Annotated in this window: 19 protein-coding genes; 11 read left to right on the forward strand and 8 right to left on the reverse strand. The window is 72.2% G+C overall.

The annotated features are described in order from the left end of the window. Window positions 1-3: 3 nt before the first annotated feature. Together MUY14_RS05870 and MUY14_RS05875 are read left to right on the forward strand one after the other, a co-directional pair. Entirely contained in the window at window positions 4-1,845 is a 1,842-nt protein-coding gene (locus MUY14_RS05870; protein ID WP_247021584.1) for a Xaa-Pro dipeptidyl-peptidase, read from the forward strand. A 49-nt stretch (window positions 1,846-1,894) separates the two neighbouring features. Further along, entirely contained in the window at window positions 1,895-2,845 is a 951-nt protein-coding gene (locus MUY14_RS05875) for a GNAT family N-acetyltransferase (protein WP_247021586.1), read from the forward strand. Window positions 2,846-3,057: 212 nt separating this feature from the next. Here MUY14_RS05875 and MUY14_RS05880 read toward each other — a convergent pair whose 3' ends face one another. From MUY14_RS05880 to MUY14_RS05890, 3 genes are read right to left on the reverse strand one after another with little or no spacing between them, the layout of a single operon-like run. After that, a complete protein-coding gene (locus MUY14_RS05880; protein WP_247021588.1) occupies window positions 3,058-4,251 on the reverse strand; it encodes a cation:proton antiporter in 1,194 nt (397 codons plus the stop codon). Window positions 4,252-4,258: 7 nt separating this feature from the next. Continuing rightward, complete coding sequence (locus MUY14_RS05885) at window positions 4,259-4,741, reverse strand: cation:proton antiporter regulatory subunit (protein WP_247021590.1); 483 nt, start codon at window positions 4,739-4,741, stop codon at window positions 4,259-4,261. A 36-nt stretch (window positions 4,742-4,777) separates the two neighbouring features. Beyond that, window positions 4,778-5,146, reverse strand: coding sequence for a DUF4267 domain-containing protein (locus MUY14_RS05890; protein WP_247021592.1), 369 nt, complete (start codon window positions 5,144-5,146; stop codon window positions 4,778-4,780). Between the two features lie 91 nt (window positions 5,147-5,237). Here MUY14_RS05890 and MUY14_RS05895 point away from each other — a divergent pair, with 91 nt between their 5' ends. The 6 genes from MUY14_RS05895 (at window position 5,238) to MUY14_RS05920 (ending at window position 14,342) form a co-directional block, all read left to right on the forward strand. Then, window positions 5,238-5,804: a TetR/AcrR family transcriptional regulator gene (locus MUY14_RS05895; RefSeq protein WP_247021594.1), complete on the forward strand. Its 567-nt coding sequence runs from the start codon at window positions 5,238-5,240 to the stop codon at window positions 5,802-5,804. A gap of 91 nt (window positions 5,805-5,895) precedes the next feature. Beyond that, on the forward strand, window positions 5,896-6,600 hold the full coding sequence (gene cmk, locus MUY14_RS05900; RefSeq protein ID WP_247025068.1) for a (d)CMP kinase: 705 nt from the start codon (window positions 5,896-5,898) through the stop codon (window positions 6,598-6,600). Continuing rightward, entirely contained in the window at window positions 6,597-7,256 is a 660-nt protein-coding gene (locus MUY14_RS05905; RefSeq protein ID WP_247021596.1) for a 1-acyl-sn-glycerol-3-phosphate acyltransferase, read from the forward strand. Before cmk ends, MUY14_RS05905 begins: the two co-directional genes overlap by 4 nt. Window positions 7,257-7,273: 17 nt before the next feature. Further along, window positions 7,274-8,734 carry a ribosome biogenesis GTPase Der gene (der, locus tag MUY14_RS05910; protein WP_247025069.1) on the forward strand — a complete coding sequence of 487 codons (1,461 nt, stop codon included), beginning with the start codon at window positions 7,274-7,276 and terminating at the stop codon, window positions 8,732-8,734. A 208-nt stretch (window positions 8,735-8,942) separates the two neighbouring features. Beyond that, the gene (locus MUY14_RS05915) at window positions 8,943-12,839 is read left to right on the forward strand and encodes a Pls/PosA family non-ribosomal peptide synthetase (RefSeq protein WP_247021598.1); all 3,897 of its coding nucleotides are present in this window, start codon (window positions 8,943-8,945) and stop codon (window positions 12,837-12,839) included. A 90-nt stretch (window positions 12,840-12,929) separates the two neighbouring features. Then, window positions 12,930-14,342 (forward strand): M1 family metallopeptidase, encoded by a 1,413-nt coding sequence (locus tag MUY14_RS05920; RefSeq protein ID WP_247021600.1) that lies wholly within the window; start codon window positions 12,930-12,932, stop codon window positions 14,340-14,342. Here MUY14_RS05920 and MUY14_RS05925 read toward each other — a convergent pair. Continuing rightward, window positions 14,339-15,217 carry a hypothetical protein gene (locus MUY14_RS05925; protein WP_247021602.1) on the reverse strand — a complete coding sequence of 293 codons (879 nt, stop codon included), beginning with the start codon at window positions 15,215-15,217 and terminating at the stop codon, window positions 14,339-14,341. The two genes, MUY14_RS05920 and MUY14_RS05925, sit on opposite strands and share 4 nt — an antisense overlap. Window positions 15,218-15,387: 170 nt before the next feature. On the opposite strand from MUY14_RS05925, the gene MUY14_RS05930 reads away from it, so the two are divergent. The 3 genes from MUY14_RS05930 to MUY14_RS05940 all read left to right on the forward strand — a co-directional run bounded on the left by MUY14_RS05930 (window position 15,388) and on the right by MUY14_RS05940 (window position 20,945). Then, a complete protein-coding gene (locus tag MUY14_RS05930; protein WP_247021604.1) occupies window positions 15,388-17,679 on the forward strand; it encodes a glycosyl hydrolase family 95 catalytic domain-containing protein in 2,292 nt (763 codons plus the stop codon). Between the two features lie 26 nt (window positions 17,680-17,705). Continuing rightward, entirely contained in the window at window positions 17,706-19,979 is a 2,274-nt protein-coding gene (locus MUY14_RS05935) for a glycosyl hydrolase family 95 catalytic domain-containing protein (RefSeq protein ID WP_247021606.1), read from the forward strand. A 66-nt stretch (window positions 19,980-20,045) separates the two neighbouring features. After that, the gene (locus MUY14_RS05940; protein ID WP_247021608.1) at window positions 20,046-20,945 is read left to right on the forward strand and encodes a peptidylprolyl isomerase; all 900 of its coding nucleotides are present in this window, start codon (window positions 20,046-20,048) and stop codon (window positions 20,943-20,945) included. On the opposite strand, the gene MUY14_RS05945 is transcribed toward MUY14_RS05940, so the two are convergent. The 4 genes from MUY14_RS05945 to MUY14_RS05960 form a co-directional block, all read right to left on the reverse strand. Continuing rightward, complete coding sequence (locus MUY14_RS05945; protein ID WP_247021610.1) at window positions 20,946-22,688, reverse strand: FAD-dependent monooxygenase; 1,743 nt, start codon at window positions 22,686-22,688, stop codon at window positions 20,946-20,948. Next, entirely contained in the window at window positions 22,685-24,436 is a 1,752-nt protein-coding gene (locus MUY14_RS05950) for a maleylacetate reductase and hydroxyquinol 1,2-dioxygenase domain-containing protein (RefSeq protein ID WP_247021612.1), read from the reverse strand. The genes MUY14_RS05945 and MUY14_RS05950 overlap by 4 nt, the downstream gene beginning before the upstream one ends. A 77-nt stretch (window positions 24,437-24,513) precedes the next feature. Continuing rightward, window positions 24,514-25,155, reverse strand: a complete 642-nt coding sequence (locus MUY14_RS05955; RefSeq protein WP_247021613.1) for a helix-turn-helix domain-containing protein — start codon at window positions 25,153-25,155, stop codon at window positions 24,514-24,516. 383 nt (window positions 25,156-25,538) lie between these two features. Continuing rightward, window positions 25,539-26,300 carry a siderophore-interacting protein gene (locus MUY14_RS05960; RefSeq protein ID WP_247021615.1) on the reverse strand — a complete coding sequence of 254 codons (762 nt, stop codon included), beginning with the start codon at window positions 26,298-26,300 and terminating at the stop codon, window positions 25,539-25,541. Window positions 26,301-26,321: the final 21 nt, after the last annotated feature.

Consider the following 26,321-nt stretch of genomic DNA (forward strand, 5'->3'; position numbering starts at 1 on the left):
GGCATGCGACTCGGAGTGGTGTGCGGAATCCTCGCGGTGCTCCTGTCCGGCGCGGTGGCCCCGGCGGCCGCGGCTCCCGCGGGGAGCGAGCCGGTCTACGACTACGCGTCGGCGATCCGGGAGACGGTCTGGGTCGACATCGGCCACGACGGCGACGGTGACGGCCGGTCCGACCGCGTCGCCGCGGACATCGTGCGCCCGAACGGCGCGACCTCGCGGGTGCCGGTGATCATGGACGCCAGCCCGTACTACTCGTGCTGCGGGCGCGGCAACGAGAGCGAGCTCAAGTCCTACGACAGCGCCGGCAAGCCGGTGAAGTTCCCGCTGTTCTACGACAACTACTTCGTGCCCCGCGGCTACGCGGTGGTGCTCGTCGACTTGGCCGGGACCAACCGCTCGGCGGGCTGCGCGGACGTCGGCGGCGCTTCGGACGTCGACTCGGCGCGCAAGGTCGTCGACTGGCTCAACGGCCGCGCGACCGGCTACAGCGCGAAGACCGGCGGCAGCGCCGTGACCGCGGGCTGGAGCACCGGGAACGTCGGGATGATCGGGAAGTCCTACGACGGCACGATCGCCAACGGCGTCGCGGCGACCGGCGTGGCCGGGCTGAAGACCATCGTGCCGATCTCGGCGATCAGCTCCTGGTACGACTACTACCGCTCCGACGGCGCGACGTTCGGGTTCAACCCGGACGGGCTGGCCCAGACGGTCGAAGCGCGCAACAGCGGGCAGAACTGCGCGGCGCAGAACCAGGTGCTCCGGCAGGGCGCCACGGCCAACGGCGACTACGGGCCGCTCTGGGCGGACCGCGACTACGTCCGGACCGCGGGCAACGTGCGTGCCAGCGTGCTGCTTTCCCACGGCGTCAACGACCTCAACGTCAAGACCATCCACTTCGGACAGTGGTGGGCCGGGCTGAACGTCGAGAAGAAGATCTGGCTGTCGCAGACCGGGCACGTCGACCCGTTCGACTACCGGCGCGCGGACTGGGTCGACCTGCTGCACCGGTGGTTCGACCACTACCTGCTCGGCATCGACAACGGCGTCCAGAACGGGCCGCAGGCCAGCGTCGAGCGGCAGCCGGACCAGTGGGTGGACCAGAGCGCGTACCCGGCGGCGAACGCGGTGGCCACGACGTTGCGGCCGCACAGCGGCGGCACGCTCGGCACTTCGGCGGCGTCCGGGACGGCGTCCTTCACCGACAACCCGAACCTGGGCGAGGACACCTGGGTGACGAACCCGGGCAGCGCCGCGCTGACCTACTCGACCGGGGCGCTGCCGTCGGACGTCCAGGTGTCCGGGACCACGACGCTGACCGTGACGGCGACACCGAGCACGTCGTCGGCGCGGCTTTCGGCGCTGCTCGTCGACCTCGGCCCGGCGACGATCCGCAACTTCGCCGGCAGCGGCGAGGGGATCAAGACGGGGACGGCGGAGAACTGCTGGGGCTCGTCGGCGACCGGGGACGACGCCTGCTACCGGATCGCGTCGGCGGACGTGAAGAAGGTCAACTACACGATCCTGAGCCGGGGCTGGGCGGACCTCGCGAACTACGCTTCCCTTTCCCAGGAACGGGTGCTGACCCCGGGCACGGCGTACGCGATGACGTTCCGGCTGGCCTCGACCGACCACGTCGTGCCGCGCGGGCACGCGCTGGCGCTGATCATCGGCGGCACGGACGGCAGCTTCGTCCGCGGACCCGCCCAGCCGGGCCGGGTGACCCTGGACCTGGCCCGGACGTCGGCGTCGGTCCCGCTGGCCGGCGTCGTCCCGGCGGCGACCACGCACCCGGCCCCGGCCGGCGGCGAGCACGTGCCGTCGGCGGCCCGGGCGGACCTGCGGTAGCCGGGAAACTCGCGCGACAGCGCGGTTCCGCCGTGGCTACGGTCGGCGGATGCGCGAACTCACGTGGCGGCCGCTCGTGCCCGCGGACGCCCAGGCGTCGGCCGACCTGCTCAACGCCATCGAGGCCGTGGACCGGATCGGGGAGAACTACACCGCGGAGGACACGCGACAGGAGCTGATCGACCCGTACGCGGACCTCGGGCGGGCGAGCCTCGCCGCGTTCGACGGCGAGACGCTGGTGGGCTACATGAAGGTCCGCCACAAGGCGTCCGCGTCGGAGGTCCACCGGGTCTTCCTGGACGGCGGCGTGCACCCCGCGTACCGCCGCCGCGGCATCGGGACGGCGTTGCTCGAAGCGGGCGTGGCGGCGGCGAAGGTGGTGCACGCCCGGCACCACCCGGGGCTGCGGCTGGTGGTCGACGTGCACAAGGCCGAGCACATCGCCGGAGTCCCGGAACTCGTGCGGTCCCGGGGTTTTGCGCCCGCCCGGTACTTCCAGCGGATGGAGCACGCGCTTTCGGGCGTGACCGACGTCGTCGTGCCGGGGCTGCGGATCGAGGCGTGGTCGCCGCCGGGCGACGAGGACTTCCGCTCGGTGCGGAACGAGGCCTACCGGGATTTCTGGGGTGCCGCGCCGATGCCGGTGGACCAGTGGCGGAACAAGATCGTCAACCAGACGTTCCGGCCGGAGGTCAGTTTCCTGGCCCGGCACGCGGGGGTCGCGGTGGGCGTGCTGGTGACGATGTCGTGGGAGGCCGACACGGCGGCGACCGGCGTTCGCGACGCGCACTTCATGGTCGTGGGGACGCTGCGGGAGTTCCGGCGGCGAGGTGTGGCGGGCGCGTTGCTGGCCCACGCGCTGCGGGCCGCGGCGGGGTCGGGGTACCACCGGGCGAGCTTGAACGTCGACTCGGCGGATCCGGCCGGGGTGTCCGGGGTTTTCGTGAAGGCGGGTTTTACGGCGAAGCAGCGGTACGTGCGGTGGGCGCTCGAGGTCTGACTTCGGCCGCGCCGGCTATGTGCTTCACCATGACGCCGTCGGCGAAGAGCAGGCCGCGCATGTTCCGGACCTCGATCGGTCCGGCGATCACCGCGCAAGGACTTGCGTTCCGCGGCGATCGCCGCCGCGACCTGATCTTCTGCTCGGCGAGCCTTCGGGCGCGCGAGCCGTTGCGCCCGCCCGGCCGCCGAAGCCGGCCGGGCGGGCCGGCGTCAGTTCGCCTCGACCGGGGCCGTCTTCGCGGTCGCCTTGCGTTGCAGTGCGCGGGCGATCGGCTCCACCACCCGGGCGGCCGTCGGGCCGAGGATCGCCATCAGCAGGACGTACGCCGTGGCCAGCGCCGCCAGTTCGCCCTCGACCGCGCCCGCCGTCACCGCCAAGCCCGCGATCACGATCGAGAACTCGCCGCGGGCCACCAGCGCGGCTCCCGCGCGAGCGCGGCCCATCTTCCCGATGCCCTGCCTTCGCGCCGCCCACCAGCCGGTGCCGACCTTCGTCAGGGTCGTCACCACCGCCAGCACCACGGCCCAGCCGAGGACCGGCGGGATCGACGCCGGGTTCGTGTTGAGGCCGAACACCACGAAGAACACCGCCGCGAACAGGTCGCGCAGCGGCTCCAGCAGGTGCGTCGCGTTCTCCGCCGTCGAACCCGAGATCGCGATGCCGAGCAGGAACGCGCCGACCGCGGCCGACACCTGCATCGCCGATGCGATGCCCGCCACCAGCAGGGCCGCGCCGAGGACCTTGAGGAGGAACACCTCACGGTCGGGGCTGTCGACGGCGGCCGAGACGTACCGGCCGAACTTCAGCGCGATCACCAGCACCACCGTGATCACCATGAGCGAGATCCCGACGGCCTCCATGCCGCCGAGGAAGCTGACGCCGCCCAGCACCGCCGTGAGGATCGGCAGGTAGAGCGCCATCACCAGGTCCTCGAACACGAGGATCGACAGCACCACCGGCGTTTCGCGGTTGCCGAGGCGGCCGAGGTCGCCGAGCACCTTGGCGACGATGCCGGACGACGAGATGTACGTGACGCCCGCCATCACCATCGCGCCGACCGGGCCCCAGCCCAGCAGCAGTGCGACCGCCGCACCGGGCGCGGCGTTGAGGACGATGTCGAGCAGGCCCGCGGTCCACGAGCGGCGCAGGCCGGTGAACAGCTCGGCCGCGGAGTACTCCAGGCCGAGCAGCAACAGCAGCAGCACGACGCCGATTTCGCTGGCCAGGTGGGTGAAGCCGCCGATGTCGGTCAGCGGGATCAGCCCGCCGGAGCCGAAGCAGAGGCCGCCGAGCAGGTAGAGCGGGATGGGGGAGAGGCCGATCTTCCCGGCCAGGCGCCCGAGCGCGCCCAGCACGAAGAAGACCGCCCCCAGTTCGATCAGGGACAGCGCGGTGTGGTCCATCGGCCGCTCAGCCGTACTTGAGGATCTTGGCGGCGGCTTCGAGGCCCTCGCTCGTGCCGACCGCGACCAGCAGGTCACCCCCGGTGAGGGCGAAGTCCGGCGTGGGTGACGGGTGGACCTGGCCCGCCCGCGCCACCGCGACCACCGAAACGCCGGTGCGGGTGCGCATCGCCGTGTCGCCGAGCGTGCGGCCGTCGAACGGGCCGGACGGCTTGATCGGCAGCTGCTTCGTGCTGATCCCCGGCAGGTCCTGGTGCTCCTCGGTGAGCTGTGCGACCAGCTGCGGCGCCCCGAGCAGGTTGGCGAGCGTGCCCGCCTCGTCCGCGGTCAGCGGGATCGAGGCGGCGCACGCGTCGGCGTCGTCCGCCTTCGACACGATGAGCTCGGTGTGGCCGTCCCGCTGCGACACGACGCCGATGCGGCGGCCGGTACGGGTGCTGAAGTCCTTGCGGACCCCGATGCCGGGAAGAGGGGTTACTTCGACGTTCACCCAACCACCGTAACCCACCTGTCCGATTCGCGACGTTCAGCCGAGCAGGAGCAACGCGGCCGCGACGACCATCACGACGGCGGTCAGGCCGTGGACGGCGAACGCGACCGCCTTCTTCCCGCGGTGGCGCAGGACGATCAGCATGTCGAAGACGGGCCAGAGGGCCGCGGTGAGGATGACCCAGCCCAGTGCGTGCGGGTCGCCGTAGATCACCAGGGCCAGCGGGACCAGCCCGGCCCCGACGTCGCGGCCGCCCTTGACGTTGAGGAAGCTCTCGGCGTTTTCGGGGACCTCGGTGAAACCGAAGCCCGCGGCGATCTTGGCCGGTGCGAAGAGGTAGTTGAGCCCGACGTAGATGATGCCGAGCGAGACGAGTGCGACGAGGACGTAGCCGGTGACGATCATGGTGTTCCCTCCAGTTTTCTAGCATCGCTAGGATTGCTAGCAACGCTAACTTAGCGGCGCTAGTTTGTCTAGCGGTGCTAGCATCAGCGCCATGACCCAGCGACAACGGCGTGTGCGCGACCGGACCGAGCGCGGGCGGCGGATCGTCACCGCGGCCAGGGAGCTGGCCGAAGCCGAGGGCTGGGACGCGGTCACCACCCGGCGGCTCGCGGCCTTGATCGAGTACAGCCAGCCGGTGCTCTACAGCCACTTCCCCGGCGGCAAGGACGCGATCATGGCGGCGGCCGCCCTGGAGGGCTTCGCCGAGCTGGCCACGGCGCTCGCGGCCGCCCGGGAAGGCGGGGTCGCGGGGGTCGCGGGCGCGTACGTGCGGTTCGCCGGCGAGAAGCCCGCCCTGTACGACGCGATGTTCACGCTGGCCTCGGAGCTCCCGTTCGCCCAGGAGGACACCCCGGAGGTGATGCAGGAGGCCTACGGCGGGCTGGTCGCGGTGATCGAGCCGGTGGCGGGCACCCAGGACGCGGGCGTGCTGACCGAGGTCTTCTGGAGCGCGCTGCACGGGTTGGTCACCCTCGACCGCGGACGCCGGTTGTCGCCGCGGCACCGGGAGGAGCGGCTCGCGCTGGTGGTCGCCCGCTTCGGCGCGCGGGCCGACTGATCTCCTCCGCACCCCGACCGGCAGAATGGGGGGCGGCCCGAACGAGGACGAGGACGCGAGGAGAGTGCCGGTGACGGGAGCCCTACGAGGTGTGGTCGCTTTGGACGGCCCTTCGGGGACCGGGAAGACGACCGTCGCCCGCAAGCTCGCCGACCGGCTCGGGGCGGGTTACCTCGACACCGGCGCCATGTACCGGATGGTCACCCTCGCCGTGCTGCGCGCCGGCGTCGACCCCGCCGACCCGGCCGCCGTCGCCGCCGTCGCCGACCAGGCGGACTTCAGCATCGGGACCAGCCCCGAGCGACCCGAGATCCGGCTCGGCGGCGAAGACGTCGCCGCCGACATCCGGGGCCCCGAGGTCACCAAGGCCGTCTCGCCCGTCTCCGCCGTGCCGCACGTGCGCGAGCTGCTGGTCGGCAGGCAGCGCCAGATCATCGACGACGTCGTCGGGCACCGCGGCGGGATCGTCGTCGAGGGCCGCGACATCGGCACCGTCGTCGTGCCGGACTCGCCGCTCAAGGTCTTCCTGACCGCGTCGGCCGACGTCCGCGCCTCCCGCCGGAGCACCCAGGACACCGCCGCCGGGCGGTCGTCGTCGGTCGCCGACGCGCTGGCGAGCGTCGAGCGCCGCGACCACCTCGATTCCACGCGCGCCGCTTCGCCGCTGCGCGCGGCCGACGACGCCGTGCATGTCGACACTTCGGAACTGTCGATCGACCAGGTGATCGTCGCCCTCAGCGAGCTCGCCAGCCACCGCGGGCTGCTGGCGGGGTGCAACGCCGAGGTAGCTCGATGAGAGCTGACGGACTCCCCGAGGGATCCGTCGGCGCACTCCACGACGCCGGGCGGATTTTCGCCCGGTACCATTTGCGCTCGGCCTTCCGCATCCGCGTGCACGGCCGCGAGCGGATGCCCGCCACCGGGCCGGTGGTGGTGATCGCCAACCACAGTTCGATGATCGAGCCGCAGCTGATCTTCGGAATGCTGCCGCGGCGTTCGGCGTTCCTGGTCAAGGCCGAGCTGTTCAAGGGGCTCGCCGGGAAGTTCCTGGTGGCCATCGGGCAGATCCCGCTCAAGCGCGGCGAGATCGACCGCAGGCCGCTGATGACGGCGGTCGGCGTGCTCAAGGGCGGCGGCGTCGTCGGGATCTTCCCCGAAGGCACCCGCGGCGCGGGCGACGTCGGCGCGGCCGAACGCGGCGCGGCCTGGCTGGTCCGGGCCTCCGGCGCGACCGTGCTCCCGGTCGCGACGCGGGGCACGCGCAAGCCGGCGGACGGCAAGCGGCGCTGGCGCCCACGCGTGGACATCCTCGTGGGGGAGCCGTTCACGCCGAAGGTCGGACCCGGGAAGACCGGGCTCGACCAGGGCACCGAAGAGCTCCGCGGCGAGCTCGCGGCGCTCGTGAAGACTTTGGACGATTGGCGTTCCGAAAACGGATTCGGCTCGCCATAAGGGAAATTGGGTCAGTGATGGAAGAGTTGGACAGCGTCGGCGAGATCGACGGCACCTGGTCGGACGAGACCGAGTTCGCCGCGCTCGACGCGCAGATCGAGGCGGCCGAGCTGGCCGAGGAGGCCGCGCTCGCGCAGCCGGTGCTCGCCGTCGTCGGCCGCCCGAACGTGGGCAAGTCGACGCTGGTCAACCGGATCCTCGGCCGCCGCGAAGCCGTCGTGCAGGACGTGCCGGGCGTGACCCGCGACCGCGTCGCCTACGACGCCTTCTGGGGCGGCCGCCGGTTCACCCTGGTCGACACCGGCGGCTGGGAACCGGACGCGACCGGCCTGCAGGCCTCTGTCGCCGCCCAGGCCGAGCTGGCCATGCAGACCGCGGACGCCGTGCTGCTGGTGATCGATGCCACGGTCGGCGCCACCGCCACCGACGAGGCCGTCTCCAGGGTGCTGCGCCGCTCGAAGAAGCCGGTGCTGCTGGCCGCGAACAAGGTCGACGACGACCGCCTGCTCGCGGACACCGCGTCGCTGTGGTCGCTCGGCCTCGGCGAGCCGCACCCGGTCAGCGCGCTGCACGGCCGCAGCTCCGGCGACCTGCTCGACGCCATCCTCAAGACCCTGCCCGAGTCGCCGCGCGAAGGCGGCGCCGCGACGGCGGGCCCGCGGCGCGTCGCGCTGGTCGGCAAGCCGAACGTCGGCAAGTCGAGCCTGCTCAACAAGCTCTCCGGCGAGGAGCGCTCGGTCGTCGACTCGGTCGCCGGCACCACCGTCGACCCGGTCGACTCGCTGGTCGAGCTGGACGGCGAGACCTGGCGGTTCGTCGACACGGCGGGCCTGCGCAAGCGCGTCAACTTCGCCGCCGGCGCCGAGTACTACGCCTCGCTGCGCACCAAGACCGCGATCGACGCGGCCGAGGTCGCGATCGTGCTGCTGGACGCGGCCGAGCCGCTGTCGGAGCAGGACCTGCGGGTGCTGACCATGGTCGTCGAGGCCGGGCGCGCCTGCGTGCTCGCGTTCAACAAGTGGGACCTGGTCGACGAGGACCGCCGGCACGCGATGGTCCGCGAGCTGGACCGCGGCCTGGTCCGCGTGCCGTGGGCGGAGAAGGTCAACATCTCCGCGCTGACCGGCCGTTCGGTGCGCAAGCTGGCGCCGGCGCTGCGGACCGCGCTGAAGTCGTGGGACCAGCGGGTGCCGACCGGCCAGCTCAACGCGTGGCTGTCCGACCTGGTCGCGGCCACTCCGCCGCCGGTCCGCTCGGGCAAGCAGCCGAAGGTGCTGTTCGCGACCCAGGCCGGCATCCGGCCGCCGACGCTGGTGCTGTTCACCACCGGCTTCCTCGAGGCGGGCTACCGCCGGTTCATCGAGCGCCGGTTCCGCGAGCAGTTCGGGTTCACCGGCAGTCCCGTTCGGGTGAACGTGCGGGTCCGGGAGAAGAAGGCGAAGGCGAAAATCGGTGGGAAGGCCGCCCGGACGCGGTGATTTCTCCCCGTGTCGGGCCCGCGTGAGGTCCGACACTCCCTCGTGACCCTGCGGACACCTTTTCGCAATCCGCGGGTATGGTGAAAGGTCGTTGCGGGCGCCTCAACCGGAGAGCGAGCCCGGTTGAGGCTCCCGAAAGGTGAGTGGTGGGCTTGCGCGCCCATGGTTTGTCCCTGCACGTCTTCTTCCCGGCCGGGGTGAACGGTCGATGACCGTCACGATCGAACCCGCCGAATCCGCCGCGGAGATCACCGCGCCGTCGCCGGCCTCCGTCGCCGGGCGGGCGCTGTTCTGGTCCGGCCTCGGCGCCAGCGAGCGCACCCTGCTCGACATCGTCGCCGAGACCGCCGAGCGGCACCCCAACGCCGCCGCGATCGACGACGGCAGCACCACCCTGACCTACCGGCGGCTCCTCGAGGAGATCGACGCCTACGGCCGCCGGCTGCGCGGCTACGGCGTCGGCCTCGGCGATCGCGTCGGCATCCGCATCTCCTCCGGCACCGCCGAGCTGTACGTCGCGATCCTCGCCACCCTGTCCGTCGGCGCCGCCTACGTGCCGGTCGACGCGGACGACCCGGACGAGCGCGCCGAGCTGGTCTTCGAAGAGGCCCAGGTGGCCGCGGTCGCGACCGACGGCAAGATCCACGTCCACAGCACCCCGGGCGGGCGTGACGGCGTCCCCGGCCCGGCCGACGACGCCTGGATCATCTTCACCTCCGGTTCCACCGGCAAGCCGAAGGGCGTCGCGGTCACGCACGCCTCCGCCGCCGCGTTCGTCGACGCCGAAGCCGAGCTCTTCCTCACCGACGAGCCGGTCGGCCCCGGCGACCGCGTCCTGGCCGGGCTGAGCGTCGCCTTCGACGCCTCCTGCGAAGAGATGTGGCTGGCCTGGCGCCACGGCGCCTGCCTGGTCCCGGCACCGCGCGCGCTGGTCCGCACCGGCGTCGATCTCGGCCCGTGGCTGGTCGCGCAGCGGATCACCGTCGTCTCGACCGTGCCGACGCTGGCCGCGCTGTGGCCCGCCGACGCGCTCGAAGACGTCCGCCTCCTCATCTTCGGCGGCGAAGCCTGCCCGCCGGAGCTGGCCGAGCGCGTCGCCGTCGAAGGCCGCGAAGTCTGGAACACCTACGGCCCCACCGAGGCCACCGTCGTCGCCTGCGCCGCGCAGCTGACCGGCGAGGGCCCGGTCCGGATCGGCCTGCCGCTCTCGGGCTGGCAGCTCGCCGTCGTCAACGACGAGGGGCAGCCGGTCGCCATGGGCGAGACCGGTGAGCTGGTCATCGGCGGGGTCGGCCTGGCCCGCTACCTCGACGCCGAGAAGGACGCGGAGAAGTTCGCGCCGCTGCCGTCGCTGGGCTGGCAGCGCGCCTACCGCTCCGGCGACATGGTCCGCGCGGAAGAAGAAGGCCTGCTGTTCCTCGGTCGGCTCGACGAGCAGGTCAAGCTCGGCGGCCGCCGCATCGAGCTGGGCGAGGTCGACGCCGCGCTGCAGGCCCTGCCGGGCGTGCAGGGCGCGGCCGCCGCGATCCGCCGCACCAAGGCCGGCAACCAGGTCCTCGTCGGGTACGTCGTGCCCGCGGCGGGGGTCCCGTTCGACCTGGACGTGTCCGCGACCCGGCTGCGCGAGCACCTGCCCGCCGCGCTGGTGCCGCTGCTCGCCGTCGTCGACGACCTGCCGACCCGCACCTCCGGCAAGGTCGACCGCGCCGCGCTCCCGTGGCCGTTGTCCACTGTGGACGCGACCGGGCTGTCGCCGACCGAGACCTGGCTCGCCGAAGGCTGGGCCGAGATCCTCGGCGTGTCCGTCGACGACCCGAAGGCCGACTTCTTCACCCACGGCGGCGGCAGCCTGACCGCCGCGCAGGTGGTCGCGCGCATCCGCACCCGGCACCCGCAGGTGTCGGTCGCCGACGTCTACGCCCACCCCAAGCTGGGCGCGCTGGCCGCGATGCTGGACGCGCTGAGCGGCCAGGCCACCGAACGCCGGGACATCGCGCCGACCCCGCGTCGCGCCGGGGTGATCCAGACGCTGCTGACGGTCCCGCTGATGGGTCTCGTCGGGCTGCGCTGGGCGACGCTCGCCGCCGCGCTGTCGAACGTCCTGGCGCTGCTGGGGTTCGCCTGGGCGCCGACGCTGAACTGGGCGTGGCTCGGCCTGGCCTGGGTGGTGCTGTTCAGCCCGGCCGGCCGGATCGCGATCGCCGCCGGCGGTGCGCGTGTCCTGCTCTCGGGCGTGCGCCCCGGGACGTACCCGCGCGGTGGCAGTGTCCACTTGCGACTGTGGACGGCCGAGAAGCTCGCCGAGTTCTCCGGCGCGGACAGCGTCGCGGGCGCGTCGTGGATGACGACGTACGCGAAGGCGCTCGGTGCGCGGATCGGCAAGGACGTCGACCTGCACTCGCCGCCGCCGGTCACCGGATTCCTCAAGCTGGGCCGCGGTGCGGCGATCGAACCCGAGGTCGACCTGACCGGCCACTGGGTCGACGGCGACCGCGTGCACATCGGCAAGGTCCGCGTCGGCGCGGAAGCCCGCATCGGCGCGCGCAGCACGCTGTTCCCGGGCGTCCGCATCGGCAAGGGCGCGGAGATCGCGGCCGGCTCGACCGTCCGCGGCGCCGTCCCGGCCGGGCAGCGCTGGGCCGGCTCGCCCGCCGCGCGCGTGGCCAAGGACGAGCGCGACGCGCTGAAGTGGCCGTCGAGCCGTCCCCCGCGGTCGCACTTCTGGGCCACCGTCTACGGCGCGACTTCGTTGCTGCTCGGGTTCCTGCCCGGCATCGCCGCGCTGGCCGGGGTCGCCGTGCTCGGCTCCGCGATCGCCGGTGCGCCGACGCTGCTCGACGCGTTCACCCGCGCGCTGGTCTTCGTGCCGGTCGCGACGCTGGCGTACTTCGGCGCGTACATGCTGCTGGTGCTCGTCGGTGTCCGGTCGCTGAGCATCGGCATGGTCGAGGGCTACCACCCGGTGCACGGCCGCGTCGCGTGGCAGGTCTGGGCCACCGAACGCCTGATGAGCATGGCCCGCGAAGGCCTGTTCCCGCTGTACGCCAGCCTGTTCACGCCGGTCTGGCTGCGGCTGCTGGGCGCGAAGGTGGGCCGCAACGTCGAGGCGTCGACCGTCCTGGCGCTGCCGAAGATGACCCAGGTCGACAGCGGCGCGTTCCTGGCCGACGACACGATGGTCGCCACCTACGAGCTCGGCCACGGCTGGCTGCACGTCGCCCCGGCGCGGATCGGCAAGCAGGCGTTCCTCGGCAACTCGGGGATGACCGCGCCCGGCCGTTCGGTGCCGAAGCGTGGACTCGTGGGTGTGCTGTCCTCGACGCCCCTGAAGGCGAAGAAGGGCTCGTCGTACCTCGGGATGCCGCCGCTGCCGGTTCGCCGCGCGATCGGTGCCGCCGACACGAGCCGCACCTACACCCCGGCGCTGCACCTGAAGGCGGCGCGGGCGCTGGTCGAGCTGTGCCGGATCATCCCGGTCATGTGCGGGGTCGCGCTGACCGTTTCGGTCGCCTTCGGGCTGCTGTGGGCGGCGACAGCGTTCGGCTTCGGCGTCGCGCTGCTGCTGGCCGGGCCCGCCCTGCTGGCCGCCGGTGTCGTCGCGGCGCTGACCGCGACGGCGATGAAGTGGCTGCTGGTCGGGAAGTTCCGCGAGATCGACCACCCGCTGTGGAGCTCCTTCGTCTGGCGCAACGAGCTGGCCGACACCTTCGTCGAGGCCCTCGCGGTGCCGTGGCTGATCGGCTCGATCGGCGGCACCCCGCTGCTGTCGGCGTGGCTGCGCACGATGGGCGTCAAGATCGGCCGCGGCGTCTGGCTCGAGACGTACTGGCTGCCCGAGGCCGACCTCGTGGCGCTGGGCGACGGCGCGACGATCAACCGCGGCTGCGTCGTGCAGACGCACCTGTTCCACGACCGGATCATGAGCATGTCGCGGGTGGCGCTCGGCGAGGGCGCGACGCTCGGCCCGCACGGCATCGTGCTGCCGGGCGCCGGCATCGGCGCGCGCACCACGGTCGGCCCGGGCTCGCTGGTGACCCGCGGCGACGAGGTGCCCGCCGACACGCGCTGGCTGGGCAACCCGATCTCCGCGTGGACGGGTAAGTAGAAGGTCACGAAGTACCCACCTGGCTCGCCGGACTCACCCGCCCGTGCGAGCCTGGTTTGGTACGTCGGTACGAGGAAAGGTTCGGCACGGGTGATTTCGAAGGCTCCGGCTCCCGCACCCGGGGCGGACACCTCGGGGGACCCCTACCTCCCCGCCCACGGCAACGGTGGATACCGGGTCCGGCACTACGACCTCACGCTCGACTACAAGGTCGCGCCGAACCGGCTGTCGGCTTCGGCCGTGATCACCGCCGAGGCGACGCAGGCGCTTTCCCGCGCCAGCTTCGACTTCGGCGAGTTCCGGATCAACCGGGTGCTGGTCGACGGGCGGCCCGCGAAGTACGTGAAGCGCGGGGTGAAGCTGCACGTCAAGCCGGCGAAGCCGATCGCGGTGGGTGCCGCGTTCACCGTCGAGGTCCACTACGTCGGCAACCCGCGTCCGGTGGGCAGCCGCTGGGGTGACGTCGGCTGGGACGAGCTGACCGACGGCGCGCTGGTGGCGAGCCAGCCGGTCGGCGCGCCGTCGTGGTTCCCCTGCAACGACCACCCGTCGGACAAGGCGTCGTACCGGGTGAGCGTGACGACGGCGTCGCCGTACCTGGTCGCGGTCACCGGCACCCTCGTCGAGCGGACCACGTCGGCCAGCACGACGAGGTGGGTGTTCGACCGGCCGGAGCCGACGGCGACGTACCTGATGAGCGTGCAGGTCGGCCGCTACGACGACCTCGAGCTGACCGGCCGCGGCTGGTTCCCGCACACGGGCGTGGGCCTGCGCCGGCTGAGCCTCGGCTTCGGGCGCGCGAGCGGGCAGGTCGAGACGGTCTTCGAGACCGTGCCGCAGCGGGCCGCCGTGCCACCGCGGCTGCGCCGGGCGTTCGACCGCGACTTCGGGCGGCAGGGCCGGATGATGGAGTTCCTGCAGCGGCTCTTCGGGCCGTACCCCTTCCACGAGTACGTCATCGTCGTCACCGACGACGACCTCGACGACCCGATCGAGGCGCAGGGCATGGCGATCTTCGGCGCCAACCACGTCGACGGCCGCCGCACCTTCGAGCGGCTCGTGCTGCACGAGCTGTCGCACCAGTGGTTCGGCAACAGCCTGACGGTGGCGGACTGGCGGCACATCTGGCTGAACGAGGGTTTCGCGACCTACGCCGAGTGGCTGTGGTCGGAGGAGTCCGGCGGCCCGTCCGCGCAGGCACTGGCCCGCGACTGGCACGCACGCGTGAAGCTCAAGCCGGCCGACGTCCGCATCGCCGACCCGGGCGTGTCGCGCATGTTCGACGAGCGCGTCTACAAGCGCGGTGCTCTGACCCTGCACGCCCTGCGAGCGGAGATCGGCGACCCGGCGTTCTTCGCGATGCTGAAGGCGTGGGCGGTCGAGCACCGGCACGGGCTGGTGACGACGGGCCAGTTCGTGACGACGGCGGAGGCGTACGCGGGCCGCCCGTTGACGGCGTTCTTCACCCGCTGGCTGGAATCGACGGCGCTGCCGCCGCTTTAGGTCTCGCAGCCGAAGACCGACCGGCAGACCGGGCAGCGGGCCCGTACCGAGCGGCCGACCGGCAGCCGGGTGCCGTGGCCGCAGGCGGGACAGGCGAACGCGACCTTGGCGCCGTCGAAGCGGTAGTCCGCGGCCGGCCGGTGGTGGTCGCGGTCCTGCCGGTAGCGCGCCCGGGCCGCGCGGCTCGCGCCGGACAGCGGGGGACGCGCGTAGTCCGCCAGCGCGCGGGTGTGGCCGAGCCGGTACGCCTCCGCCGCGGGGCCCGGGAACGGCCGGACCTCCTCGCCGAACGCCAGCGCCCGCTTCGCCGGCACGTACCCCATTTCCGGCGGCGACAGGTACCCGACCCGGGACGTCGTCCGGCGGCGGGTGTAGCGCCCCTGCGTGACGTCGACGCGGTACGCCGCCAGCATCGGCCGGCCGAGGCCCAGGTAGAGCGTTGCCGTGTCGGTCAGGATTTCGTGGCGGGCGAGGTCGGCGTGGCGGAGCCCGTGGCGGTGCAGGAAGACGTGCGTCACCTCGTGCGCCAGCACCGCCGGGATGTCGCGCGGGTCGTCCTGGTAGCGCGCGCTGAGGGTGACGAAGTACTCCGGGCCCGGCCCCAGTTCGACCTCGCCGACGTGCCCGCCGAGCGCGCTGAAGCCGACGATCACCCGGGCGTCGCCGATGCCGAGGTGGCGGGCCATCGCCGCCGCGACCCGCTGGGCGCCGGTGAGCGGGTCGCGTTCCGCGGGCAGGGGCGGCAGCGTGCCGAACGCCTTGACCGCCGGCCCGGACAGCTTCGCGTAGAGCTCGGCGATCGAGTCCGCCACGACGCCCAGCCGGTCGAACGTTCCCGCCGGCGGCACCGGCCCGGGCCACCGGAGGAAGGCCATACCGGCCAGACGTCCGAGCTGGGGTCAGAGTTCCCGGCGCGACAATTCATCGGATGTATGTGCCGCTTTACGGGTGAACTTCTCTGGCGTTTTGGGTGTCCTTCTGCAAGTATGACCGGACGCCGCCGCTTGAACTCGCCGAAACGTAGTATGAATTCGGAGGATGCTTCATGGACTCAGTGTCCCGGCGGACGGTGCTCCGTGCTGCCTCGGTCGCGGCCGGGGCCGCGGCCTTCGGTGGTCTGTGGGCCCGGGCCGCGCCGCCCGCGGTGGCCGCCGCGAACCCGCACCGCGAGGTCGCCGCCGATGCGCGCATGGTCTGGAAGCGGCTGCCGAAGAACTGGCAGGAAGGCCCGTTCCTGGCCAACGGCTACCTCGGCGCGCAGGTCTACGCCGGCCAGGCACCGCAGGTGCTCAAGGTGATGCTGAGCCACACCCAGGTGCAGGACCAGCGCATCCAGTGGGAGGCCGGCATCGGCCTGTCCCGGCTGCCGATCGGCTACCTCACGCTCACCTTCGCCGGCGCGATCACCGCCGTCGACTGGACGCTCGACCTCTACAACGCCGAGCTGGGCGGCACCATCACCACGACGCAGGGCTCGATCGCCTTCTCCGCCGTCGTGCACAACGACCTCGGCGTGCTGCTCGTCTCGATGACGCCGAGCGCGGGCGAAGCCGGTGCGGCGTGGGCGTTCCAGCCGCTGGAGTCCGCGACGACGCGAACCGTCCGCAAGCCGCCCGAGTACGTCGCGAACCCCGCGCCCGAGGTCGCGAACGGGTACTGCGCGCAGCCGATGCTCGCCGGGGGCGGGTACACGACGGCGTGGCGGGAACGCGCGATCGGGGCCCGCCGGCTCCTCGCCGCGACCGTCGCCTACAGCTTCCCCGGCACCAACCACACCGCGACCGCGCTCGACAGCGTCCGGAAAGCGCTTGCCCTGAACCCGGACTTCCTGCTCGCGCGCCACCGCCGCTGGTGGAACGACTACCACCGGCGCAGCTTCGTTTCGGTGCCGGACAAGCAGGTGCAGCGGTTCTACTGGATCCAGCTGTACAAGATCGCGGCCGCCACCCGCGCGGACGGCCCCGTCGTCTCGGAGTGGGGCCCGTGGTTCCCCGAGGTCGGCAACAGCTGGACCGCGGTCTGGTGGAACCTCAACGTCCAGGTCACGTACCCGATCGTCAACAGCAGCAACCACCCCGAACTCGACGCCGTCACCGAAACCTTCCGGCGTGACCACGCCAACCTCGAGGCGTCCGTGCCCCCCGCGTACCGCGACGGCGAAACCTACGCGCTTTCGCACCCGGGGGACTGGCGGCTGCGCCCCGGCGGCACGCGCTCGGTCGGCGTCCCCGGGACGACGTCCAAGACCGACCAGACCGGCAACCTGTTGTGGGGACTGCACAACGTCTGGCTGGCCTACCGTCACCACATGGACCGGAGCGTGCTGCGCGACGTCCTGTACCCGACGCTGGCGAAGGCGCTGAACTTCTACCGCCACTTCCTGGTCACCGGCCCGGACGGCTTCCTGCACCTGCCGCTGACCCGGTCGCCGGAGTACGCCGACGCCCCCGACTGCACCTACGACCTGTCGCTGATCCGGTGGGCCGCCCGCACCCTCGTCGACACGGCCCGGATCCTGCGCCTGAACGAGCCGCGCGTGCCGGCCTGGCAGGAGATCGGCGCGAAGCTCGTGCCGTACCACGAAGATCCCGCGAACGGCGTGCTGATCGGCGACGGCGTCCCGCTGGCCGCGTCGCACCGGCACTTCTCCCACCTGCTGTGGCTGTACCCGTTGCGGGAGAAGGTCTGGGACAACCCCGCCGACCGCGACCTCATGACCCGCACCTTCGACCACTGGGTCGCTGACCAGTCCGCCTGGCACGGCTACAGCTACGCGTCCGCGTCTTCGATGAAGTCCGTGATGGACGCACCCGAAGAAGCGTTGCGGTACTTGAAGTTCTTCCTCGACCGGAACGTCGTCGCGGACACCGAGCTGACCGCGAACACGATGTACCGCGAAGGTTCGAACTTCGCCGTCGAAAGCCCGATCACGGCCGCGCAGTCCCTGGTGGACATGGTGCTGCAAGGATCCGGTGACGTGCTCAAGGTCTTCCCGTCGGTGTCGGCGGCCTGGCGGGACGCCTCGATTTCGGGCCTGCGCGCGGAAGGCGCGTTCCTCGTGGACGCCTCCCGCCGCGCGGGCACCACGGAGTTCGTCCGCGTGCGCAGTGAAGCCGGGGAACCCCTGGTCCTCCAGCACGGCATCGCCGGGGACGTCGACGTCCGCGACGAGCACGGCCGGCACCTGCCGTGGCGCGCCACCGGCCCGGGCCGGATCTCGATCGGGCTGCGGCGCGGCGGCACCGCCGTCGTCGCACCCCGGGGCACGCGGCCGGACTTCGCGCCGCGAGACGTTCCCGCGCTCGGTGCGGCACCCGCGTGGGGCCTGCCGGACTGACACCCCGCTTCGACGAGGAGGCCGGAATGGACATCACCCGCAGAACCGTGCTCGGCGGCGCGCTCGCCGGGCTGGCCGCCGCCGGCTTGACGCCCGCGGCCGCGGCGGCGGCACCGGGCAGCGACGACTTCGGCTGGGCGGAGTTCCTGGCCACCGCGGACCTGCGCTGGCGGCGCCTGCCGAAGACCTGGTACGAGGGCCCGTTCCTGGGCAACGGGTTCCTCGGCTCGGGTGTCTACGCCGAGCCGGGGCAGAACGCGCTCCGGTTCACCGTCCAGCACAGCCAGGTGCAGGACCACCGGCCGGAGTTCGGCTCGCTGTTCGGCCTGGCCCGGCTGCCGGTCGGGTACTTCACCCTGGAGCCGGTCGGCGCGATCACCGCGCTCGACTGGCGGCTGGACCTGTGGAACGCCGAACTGGCCGGCACGATCACGACGTCGGCCGGGAGCCTCAGCCTGCGCGCGATCGTCCACACCGGACAGTCACTGCTCGCGATCGAGGTCCGGCCCAGCGAAGGCGAACGCGGCTTCGAGTGGGTGTTCCACCCGGCGGTGGCGGTCAGCCCGCGCGCCGATCCGGTGTGGAACAAGCCGCCGCCGGACGGCTACACCGCGAACCCGCCGGTGAACCTGACGACCAGCGGCGACGCCCGGCTGGCCGTCCAGCCGCTGCTGGCCGACGGCGAGCACGTGACGGCCTGGCGGGAGGTGCCGCGCGGCGGCACGCGCACGCTGTACACGTCGGTCGCTTGGTCGCACCCGGAAAAGACGTCGGTGGCGCGAGCGCTCGGCACGGTCCGCCGCGCGCCCGCGTTCCCCGAGCTGACCCGGGACCACCGGCGCTGGTGGCACGACTACTACCGCGGCAGTTTCGTGTCCGTTCCGGACACCCGGCTGCAGAGCTTCTACTGGATCCAGTTGTACAAGATCGCGTCGGCGGCCCGGCGGGAGGCGCCGGTGATGGCGACGTCCGGGCCGTGGCTGGAGAACACGCCGTGGCCGGCGACCTGGTGGAACCTCAACGTGCAGCTCGAATACTGGCTGATCCACGGCTCCAACCACCTGGAACTGGACGCTGTCAGCTATGCGCTGGACAAGTACCGGGCGAACCTCACCAGCCAGGTCGCGTCGCCGTACCAGGCCGACTCCGCCGGCATCCCGCGGACGACCGACATGACCTTGCTCAACGGCGTTTCCCATGCCACCAGCGGGTTCCCGGTCGGCATCCCGGGGCAGGACACACCGACGCCCGAGGTCGGCAACCTGACCTGGGCGCTGCACAACGTCTGGCTGTCCTACCGGCACACGATGGACCGGAAGCTCCTGGCCGGCACGCTGGTCCCGTTGCTGCGCAAGGCGATCAATTACTACCTGCACTTTCTCGCCCCGGGCCCGGACGGCAAGCTGCACCTGCCGCCGACGTTCTCGCCCGAGTACGGCGTCAACGCCCCGGACTGCACCTACGACCTTTCGCTGATCCGCTGGGGCTGCAAGACACTCCTGCAGGCCGCGCCCGGCGATCCGCTCGCGCCGAAGTGGCGGGACGTCCTCGCGAACCTGGTCGGCTACCCGGCCGACGCGAACGGCTACATGATCGGCGCCGGGGTGCCGTTCGCGAAGTCGCACCGCCACTACTCGCACCTGCTGCAGATCTACCCGCTCCACGACGTCACCTGGGAGCAGCCGGAGCACCGGCAGATCATCGAGACGTCGCTGAACCACTGGGTCGGCTTCGAAGGCGCGCTGCAGGGCTACACGTTCACCGGGGCCGCGTCGATCTCGGCGCAGATGCTGCGCGGCGACCAGGCCGCGTTCTACCTCGGCGAGCTGCAGCGGCGCTACATCCAGCCGAACACGATGTACAAGGAGTCCGGGCCGGTCATCGAGACGCCGCTCTCGGCGGCGAAATCCCTCCAGGACATGCTGGTGCAGAGCTGGGGCGGCGTGCTCCGGTTGTTCCCCGCGGTCCCGTCGGCGTGGGGCGACATCGCGCTGCGGGACTTCCGCACCGAGGGCGCGTTCCTGCTCAGCGCGTCCCGGGCGGGCGGCAAGACGCGCTGGCTGAAGGTGCACAGCGAGGCCGGGGCGCCGTGCGTGCTGCGGCCGGGCATCGAGGGCGAACTCGCGGTCACGGACGCGCGTGGCCGGGCCCGCCGGTGGCGGCGGCTGGCCACCGGGGACGTCCAGGTCGAACTCGGGCGCGGCGAGGACGCCTTCGTGCACCGGAAGGGTGACCAGCCGGACTTCGGTGTCCGGCCGGTCACGCCGAGCGGCCCGAGTTCGCCGTGGGGCCTGCCGTGATCCCGCGTTCTCACCCGGGGAGCGGGCGGTAGCGGCAGAATGGGGCTCTCGACGAGGGGAGCCTTCATGAGCGAGCCGGGGGAGCGGCCCCAGCCGTACGGGCAGTGGCAGCCGCCAGTGCCGCCGAAGCGGACTTCGACGACGGCGATCGCGCTGGTCACCGGCTCGGCCGTGGTCGTCGTCGTGATGGTGCTGGCCTTCCTGGCCTGGGGCTATCCGGGCTTCCTGCGCAAACCGGACGGTCAGGCCGGCGGCGGCTTCTTCACCGCGGCGGCGTCGACGGCATCGTCGTCGTCCGCGCCGCCGGCCGCGGTCAGCTCGCCGGTCTCGATCCCGGGCGGCCGGGCCGCGCTGCCGAAGCGGACGAAACCGCTGGCCGACCCGGTGACCTGCGCGTTCACCCCGGACCCCGGCGCGCCGGCACCGAAGAAGGTCGCGCTGCCGCCGGACGGCCCGGCGCCGTCGTCCGGGACGGCCGGGGTGCGGCTCGCGACGAGCGCGGGGACCATCGGGCTGACGCTGGACCGCGCGCTGGCGCCGTGCACCGTGGTCAACTTCCTGAGCCTGGCCAAGCAGGGCTTCTACGACGGCACGTCGTGCCACCGGCTCTCGGTGACGGACGGGCTGCAGATGCTGCAGTGCGGCGACCCGGTCGGGGACGGGACCGGCGGCCCGGGCTACACGATCCGCGACGAGGTGTTCCCCCAGCTGACCTACGGCCGCGGGATCCTGGCCATGGCGAAGACGAGCCAGCCCGACACCGGCGGTTCGCAGTTCTTCCTGGTCTTCGGCGAGACGCAGATCCCGCCGGAGTACACGGTGTTCGGCAGCATCGACGACGCCGGCCTCGCCGTCCTGGACCAGGTCGCCCGCGGCGGCATCGACGCGTCGAAGCCGGGCATCGGCGACGGCAGCGGGCCCCCGAAGACCCCGGTGACGTTCACCGGGGTCACCACCACGCCGTGATCACGGCCGGTCGAGGACCGTCCGCAACGCGCTGAGCAGGGCCTTAGCGGCTTCGGGGGCCGCGGTGGCGTGGCGCCAGGCGACGTAGCCGTCCGGGCGGACCAGCAGGCAGCCGTCCTCGTCGATGCCGCTCAGCCGGGACCAGTCGCCGTAGGCGTCGCGGGCCCCGGGGTCGCCGATCCGGACGGCGCGCAGGTCGAGGCTCAGCTCGGCACCCACCTTGGCGGCCGCGTCGCGCCACGGCGTGCCGGTCAGCCCGGTCAGGACCGTCCACCGGCCGCCGGCCACGATGTCCAAAGTGGACACGCGGCGGCCGTGCGGCCCGACCAGCCATGCGTGCGGCAGCTTCGCGCCGGGCTCGGTGCTCGGCCGGTGGAACAGCTCGGGATCGCGGTCCGGCTCGGCGGTGGTGCCGTCGGGCAGCACCGCACCGGAGCGGTACCGCTGGTCCAGCTCGACGCCGTGGGCGTTGAACTCGTAGTGCTTCAGCTCGATGGCCCGCTCCAGCTCACGACGTTTGCGCGCGCCGTCGGCGGTCGGCGCGAGGCAGGTCTCGAGCCCGGCGGTGATGCCGTCGGCGTCGGTGTCGCCGTCGATGCCGAGCGCGGCGAAGATCGGCCCGAACTGGTCGCGGCTGAGGTTCGCCCGGTCGACGATCTGCTTGCCCACCGGCGCGCGTTCGGCGCTGTAGCTGTCGAGCAGTCCTTCGCCCGCCTCGCCGCGCAGGACCATCGCGAGCTTCCAGGCCAGGTTGTAGGAGTCCTGAACGGACGTGTTGGAGCCCAGCCCGTTCGACGGCGGGTGCCGGTGCACGGCGTCCCCGGCGCAGAACACCCGGCCGTTGCGGTACTCGGTGGCGTAGTTGTGGTTGACCGTCCACAGTGACGTCGAGGTGATCTCGACGGCCAGTCCGGGGTCGCCGACCAGGTCGCGCACCAGCCGCGTCGCCTCTTCGACGTCGACCTCCGGCGGGGCCTGCTCGATGTCGTAGCCCCACGTGAGCAGCCACTCGTTCCAGGGCCGGACCATCCGGACCAGGCCCATCCCGATCCCGCCGAGGTGCGCGCCCGGCCGCATCACCCAGTACAGGACGCTGGGGCGGTGGGCCACGTACGGCGCGAGGTCGGCGGTGAACGTGATGTTCATGCTGCCCGCTTTGCCGGTCTGCCCGGCGATCGGCAGGCCGGCTTGTTCGGCCACGCGGCTACGGGCGCCGTCCGCGCCGATGAGGTACTTGGCGCGCAAGGTGAAGTCGTCGCCGCGCACGCGGTCGTGGAACCGGGCCGTGACGCCGTCGTCGTCCTGCGTGAAGTCGAGGAATTCGGTGTCCAGCCGCAGTTTCGCGCCGCGCGCGGCGGCTTCGCTCGCCAGGATCGGCTCGAGGTAGGTCTGCGGCAGGTCGATCATGTGGCACGGGCTGGCCGCGGTGTACTCGGCCGCCGACCGGTCGCCGGTGCCCCAGCTGGCGATCCGGCCGATCTCCGGCCCGGTCAGCGACGTGCAGAGCACGGTGTCGCCCATCAGCTCCGGCGGCGTGCCGACGGCGAGGGCCTTGTCCTCGATCCCGAGGTCGCGCAGCACCTCCATGGTGCGCTGGTTGGTGATGTGCGCGCGGGGCGTGTTCGCCGTCCACCCGTACTTGGTGGCGAGCACGGTGGGCACGCCGTAGGTGGCGAGCAGCAGGGCCGCGGAGCCGCCGGCCGGGCCGCTGCCGACCACGATGACGTCGGTGTCGTAGGTCATTCGGTGCTCCCCGAGATCCGGAAGGTGAATTCGAGCCGCTGCTCGGCGAAGTCGACGATCAGGCCCTCCTTGACGCCGAACACGGTGTCGGAGTCGAGGTAGTCGCCGCCGGCGACGAACAGCTGGGTGATCAGCGTCCGGTACCCGGGCTTGGCGATCATGAAGTGCACGTGCGGCGCACGGTAGGGGTGCCGCCCGACGGCGTCGAGCATCTCGCCGACCGGCCCGTCGGCGGGAATCGGGTACGCGCTGGGCACGATGGTCCGGAAGCGCAGCCGCCCGCCGGCGTCGGTGCGGAAGCGGGCCCGCAGCACCGGACCGTCCACATCGGGTAACTGGACGTCGTAGAAGCCGTCCTCATTGGACTGCCAGACGTCCACGACCGCGTCCGCCACCGGATCGTCTTCGGTGTCGGTGACCCGGACGTCGGTCCACAGGGGAGTCCCCGGCAACCCGGCCGCGATGTCGGCACCCTGCGGGGTTTCGGGCGGCCCTTCGACGTAGAACGGCCCGAGCACGGCGGACGGCGTCGTGTCAGGTGTGCGCGAGTTGGTCAGGACGTCGACGACGCTGGAGACGCCGAGGGTGTCCGACAGCAGGATGAACTCCTGCCGCGTGTCGGTGGTGATGTGCCCGGCGCGGGTCAGGAAGCCGATCGCGTACTCCCACTCATTCTGTGTGAGATCGGTGCGGATGGCGTAGCCGTGCAGGGTTTCGACGAGGTCGGTGAGGAGGACGCGCACGCGGTCCGGGGCGTCGGCGAAGCTGTCGACGACCTGCTTGGTGAGCGCCTTGAGACTCGGGCGCGCGGCCGGGCGGGTGCCGTGTACGGCCTGGCGGAGGAGGTCCGCTTCGGGCTCGTCCTCGATGTCCGCTTCGGTGAGCCCCAGTTCGGCCAGGGAGTGCGGGACGGGGAGTCTCGCGGCGAGTTCGAAGACGTCGTCCGCGTCCTCGAGCCCCAGGTGTGCCATGACGTGGGGGAGCAGGACGGCGTGGGTCTCGGCGTGCGGCAGGCCGAACTTGCCCCCGAGGTGGTGGCAGAGCCGGTGGTGCAGTCCCATTTTCACCGAGTCGAGGCAGGTACCGGCGAGCCAGGCACCGCGGAGGGCGTCGGCACGGGCGTCCACATCGGACGGTTCTTCGGCGATCCGCGGCAAGGCGCTGGTGAGCAGCCTGACGGCTTCCGCGGCGACCAGGTCGGTCATGGGGTTGGCGTCGGGGGCGTAGCGGGCCTCGACGGCGTGGGCGAGCGCGTTGAGACCACTGGCCGCGGAGACGCGCACCGGGAGTCCGAGGGTGAGCCGCACGTCGTAGAGGACGGTTTCGGGCCGGACCGCGGGGGTCTTTTGCGTGGTCTTGCGCCCGTCGGCGGTCTGCCCCAGCACGGAGGTGAGTTCGGAGCCGGCGTAGGTCGTGGGCACGATGAGCTGCGGCAGATCGGTGTGGAGGGCGATGGCCTTGGCCAGCCCGGTGGCAGAGCCTCCCCCGATCGCGACAACCCCGTCGACAGAGTGCTCGGCGACGACCTCGAGCGCACGTTCGGTGACGTCGACGGGCGTGTGCATGGCGGGCTCTCCGAACCGCGCGGCCAGCCGGGAGCCGAGTGCCTCGGCGGCCCGGTCCCCGTGCCGGGGCCGGCCGATCAGCAGGACGCGGGTGAGCCCGAGCCGGTCGGCTTCAGCACCGAGGCTGTCGAGCGAGCCGAAGACCACCCGAACGGGGTTCGCGGCGTAGCTGAACGAGGTCATGCGGCGAGTATCAGGCGTCCGGAGGGCGGCGGTCCTGCACGTTCGTGCTGCCGGCCGGCACGAAACGCGCGTGTGTGTCAGCCCGCCCGGCGCAGGGCCGCCGGCGTCGTGCCCAGCTGGGCACGCAGCACCCGGGTCAGGTGCTCCTGGTGCGAAAACCCGCAGCGGACGGCGATCTCCGCGATCGGCGCGTCGCCCGTGCGCAGCAGCAACCCCGCCTGCTCCACCCGCAGCCGCAGCAGGAAGCGGTGCGGGGGCAGGCCCGTGCGAGCTTTGAAGCGCCGCGAGAACTGGCTGACGCTCAGCCCCGCGAGCGCCGCCAGCTCGGTCAACGGGACCGGCGAAGCCAGCCGGTCCGCCATGAAGTCGCGAACCGTGGCGAACTGGCGGTCCGAGAGACCGGTACCGACCGGCTCGGGCGCGCGCCCGGCACCGTGCCGGCGAACCAGCTGCGCCGCGACGAGCGCACCCAGCTGGTCGGCGTACGTCCGAGCGGACGGCTCCCAGTCCCGGACGACGCCATCGAGGCTCAGCACCAGCTGTTCGAGCAGCGGATCGGTACTCCCGAGCTCCTCGGCGAGCCGGACCGGAGCGGAACCCCCGGCAGCTTCCTGAACGGCGTCATCGGCCAGGTAGACGTGCACGGTGTCGAGCTCACCGCCCAGTTCGACGGACAGTTCCGCGTGCGACGGCTGCAGGAAGAGCCCACCGACGGGCATCCGCCGACTCTGCTCACGCGGCGTGCCGACACCACGGCGAACGGTCACCGGCCCGTCGAGGTGCAAGATCAGCTGATGACTGCGCGCAGCCCCGAACTCGGCCCGATAGGGGCGCTCGCGCTGCCGGGAGACGTAGACGCGATCCCACCCGAGCCCCGCACTGGTCCGATCGGGCCGAACCCAGGGCAGCGCAAGGATGCCATTGGTGTCACCCAGCCCGAGTTCACCCACGCCATCTCCTCACCATCGAGGCCCCCACGATGCTACCCGCCGAAACCCCTGGCCCGACCCCCGCGGAACCTGAGCTGGATGACCACCCAGCGACCCGAAGGTCATCCCAGAGCCTGCCAGTCCGGCGAGGACGATCTTTCAACCCCAGGAACTCATCCCGGAGCCGCCCGCCCGTAGCGCCAGTAGCCCAAGAACGCGATATCCGCCTTCCCCCACCCACGATCCCGCACCAGGTGCCGCCGCGCCCCGGTAGCCAGCGCGGCCTCCCCGGCAACCCACGCGTAAGCCGGTCCGGACGGAAGATCCGCGGCGACCAACGCCGCCAAAGCCAGCTCACCCGGCCGCGCATCCGCCCGAGCACGAGGCAGCCAGTGCACCCGCACCCCCACCGGCACCTCAACGACCCGGACATCGCCCGCCGAAGGCACTTCCAAGAACACCTCCGCCACCAGATCGGAAGGAGCGTTCTCGAGGATCGCCAGAACCGCGGGCAAAGCGCTCTCGTCCCCGACCAGCAACTGCCAAGGCACCCCCACCGGCGGCAGATAACCGACCCCGAGGTCGAACACCCCGGCCCGATCACCCGCCCGCGCCCGCCGAGCCCAGGAAGCCGCCGGAGCATCCCCGTCGTGCAGGGCGAACTCGATGTCGATCTCCCCATCCCGAGAGCGCCGAATCGTGTAGTTCCGCACCCAGGGCCGACGGCTCTTCGGCATCAGGAGCACCTCGGCCATCCAGCCCTCGTTGTCCAACGTGGGCATCCGCAGCCGCTCCTGGCCCACCCGGGGAAAGAACAGCCGCACAGCCTGATCATCGCCCGCCGGCTCGAGGTCCGCGAGGTCCGCCCCGCCCAGGGTGATGGTCCGGAACGACGGACTCGGCGCGGTGTTCGCCAACACTTCGAGCGAGAGCATCCGGCGCACCTTCGGGCGACG

It is taken from the genome of Amycolatopsis sp. FBCC-B4732 (assembly GCF_023008405.1).
GTDB lineage: Bacteria > Actinomycetota > Actinomycetes > Mycobacteriales > Pseudonocardiaceae > Amycolatopsis > Amycolatopsis pretoriensis_A.

Coding starts and splice junctions, on each gene's coding strand:
- MUY14_RS05915 (WP_247021598.1), top strand. CDS start 8,943: ATGACCGTCACGATCGAACCCGCCGAATCCGCCGCGGAGATCACCGCG.
- MUY14_RS05895 (WP_247021594.1), top strand. CDS start 5,238: ATGACCCAGCGACAACGGCGTGTGCGCGACCGGACCGAGCGCGGGCGG.
- MUY14_RS05875 (WP_247021586.1), top strand. CDS start 1,895: ATGCGCGAACTCACGTGGCGGCCGCTCGTGCCCGCGGACGCCCAGGCG.
- MUY14_RS05890 (WP_247021592.1), bottom strand. CDS start 5,146: ATGATCGTCACCGGCTACGTCCTCGTCGCACTCGTCTCGCTCGGCATC.
- MUY14_RS05955 (WP_247021613.1), bottom strand. CDS start 25,155: ATGCCCGTCGGTGGGCTCTTCCTGCAGCCGTCGCACGCGGAACTGTCC.
- der (WP_247025069.1), top strand. CDS start 7,274: ATGGAAGAGTTGGACAGCGTCGGCGAGATCGACGGCACCTGGTCGGAC.
- MUY14_RS05930 (WP_247021604.1), top strand. CDS start 15,388: ATGGACTCAGTGTCCCGGCGGACGGTGCTCCGTGCTGCCTCGGTCGCG.
- MUY14_RS05905 (WP_247021596.1), top strand. CDS start 6,597: ATGAGAGCTGACGGACTCCCCGAGGGATCCGTCGGCGCACTCCACGAC.
- MUY14_RS05925 (WP_247021602.1), bottom strand. CDS start 15,217: ATGGCCTTCCTCCGGTGGCCCGGGCCGGTGCCGCCGGCGGGAACGTTC.
- MUY14_RS05950 (WP_247021612.1), bottom strand. CDS start 24,436: ATGACCTCGTTCAGCTACGCCGCGAACCCCGTTCGGGTGGTCTTCGGC.
- MUY14_RS05935 (WP_247021606.1), top strand. CDS start 17,706: ATGGACATCACCCGCAGAACCGTGCTCGGCGGCGCGCTCGCCGGGCTG.
- MUY14_RS05960 (WP_247021615.1), bottom strand. CDS start 26,300: ATGCTCTCGCTCGAAGTGTTGGCGAACACCGCGCCGAGTCCGTCGTTC.
- MUY14_RS05880 (WP_247021588.1), bottom strand. CDS start 4,251: ATGGACCACACCGCGCTGTCCCTGATCGAACTGGGGGCGGTCTTCTTC.
- MUY14_RS05940 (WP_247021608.1), top strand. CDS start 20,046: ATGAGCGAGCCGGGGGAGCGGCCCCAGCCGTACGGGCAGTGGCAGCCG.
- MUY14_RS05945 (WP_247021610.1), bottom strand. CDS start 22,688: ATGACCTACGACACCGACGTCATCGTGGTCGGCAGCGGCCCGGCCGGC.
- MUY14_RS05870 (WP_247021584.1), top strand. CDS start 4: ATGCGACTCGGAGTGGTGTGCGGAATCCTCGCGGTGCTCCTGTCCGGC.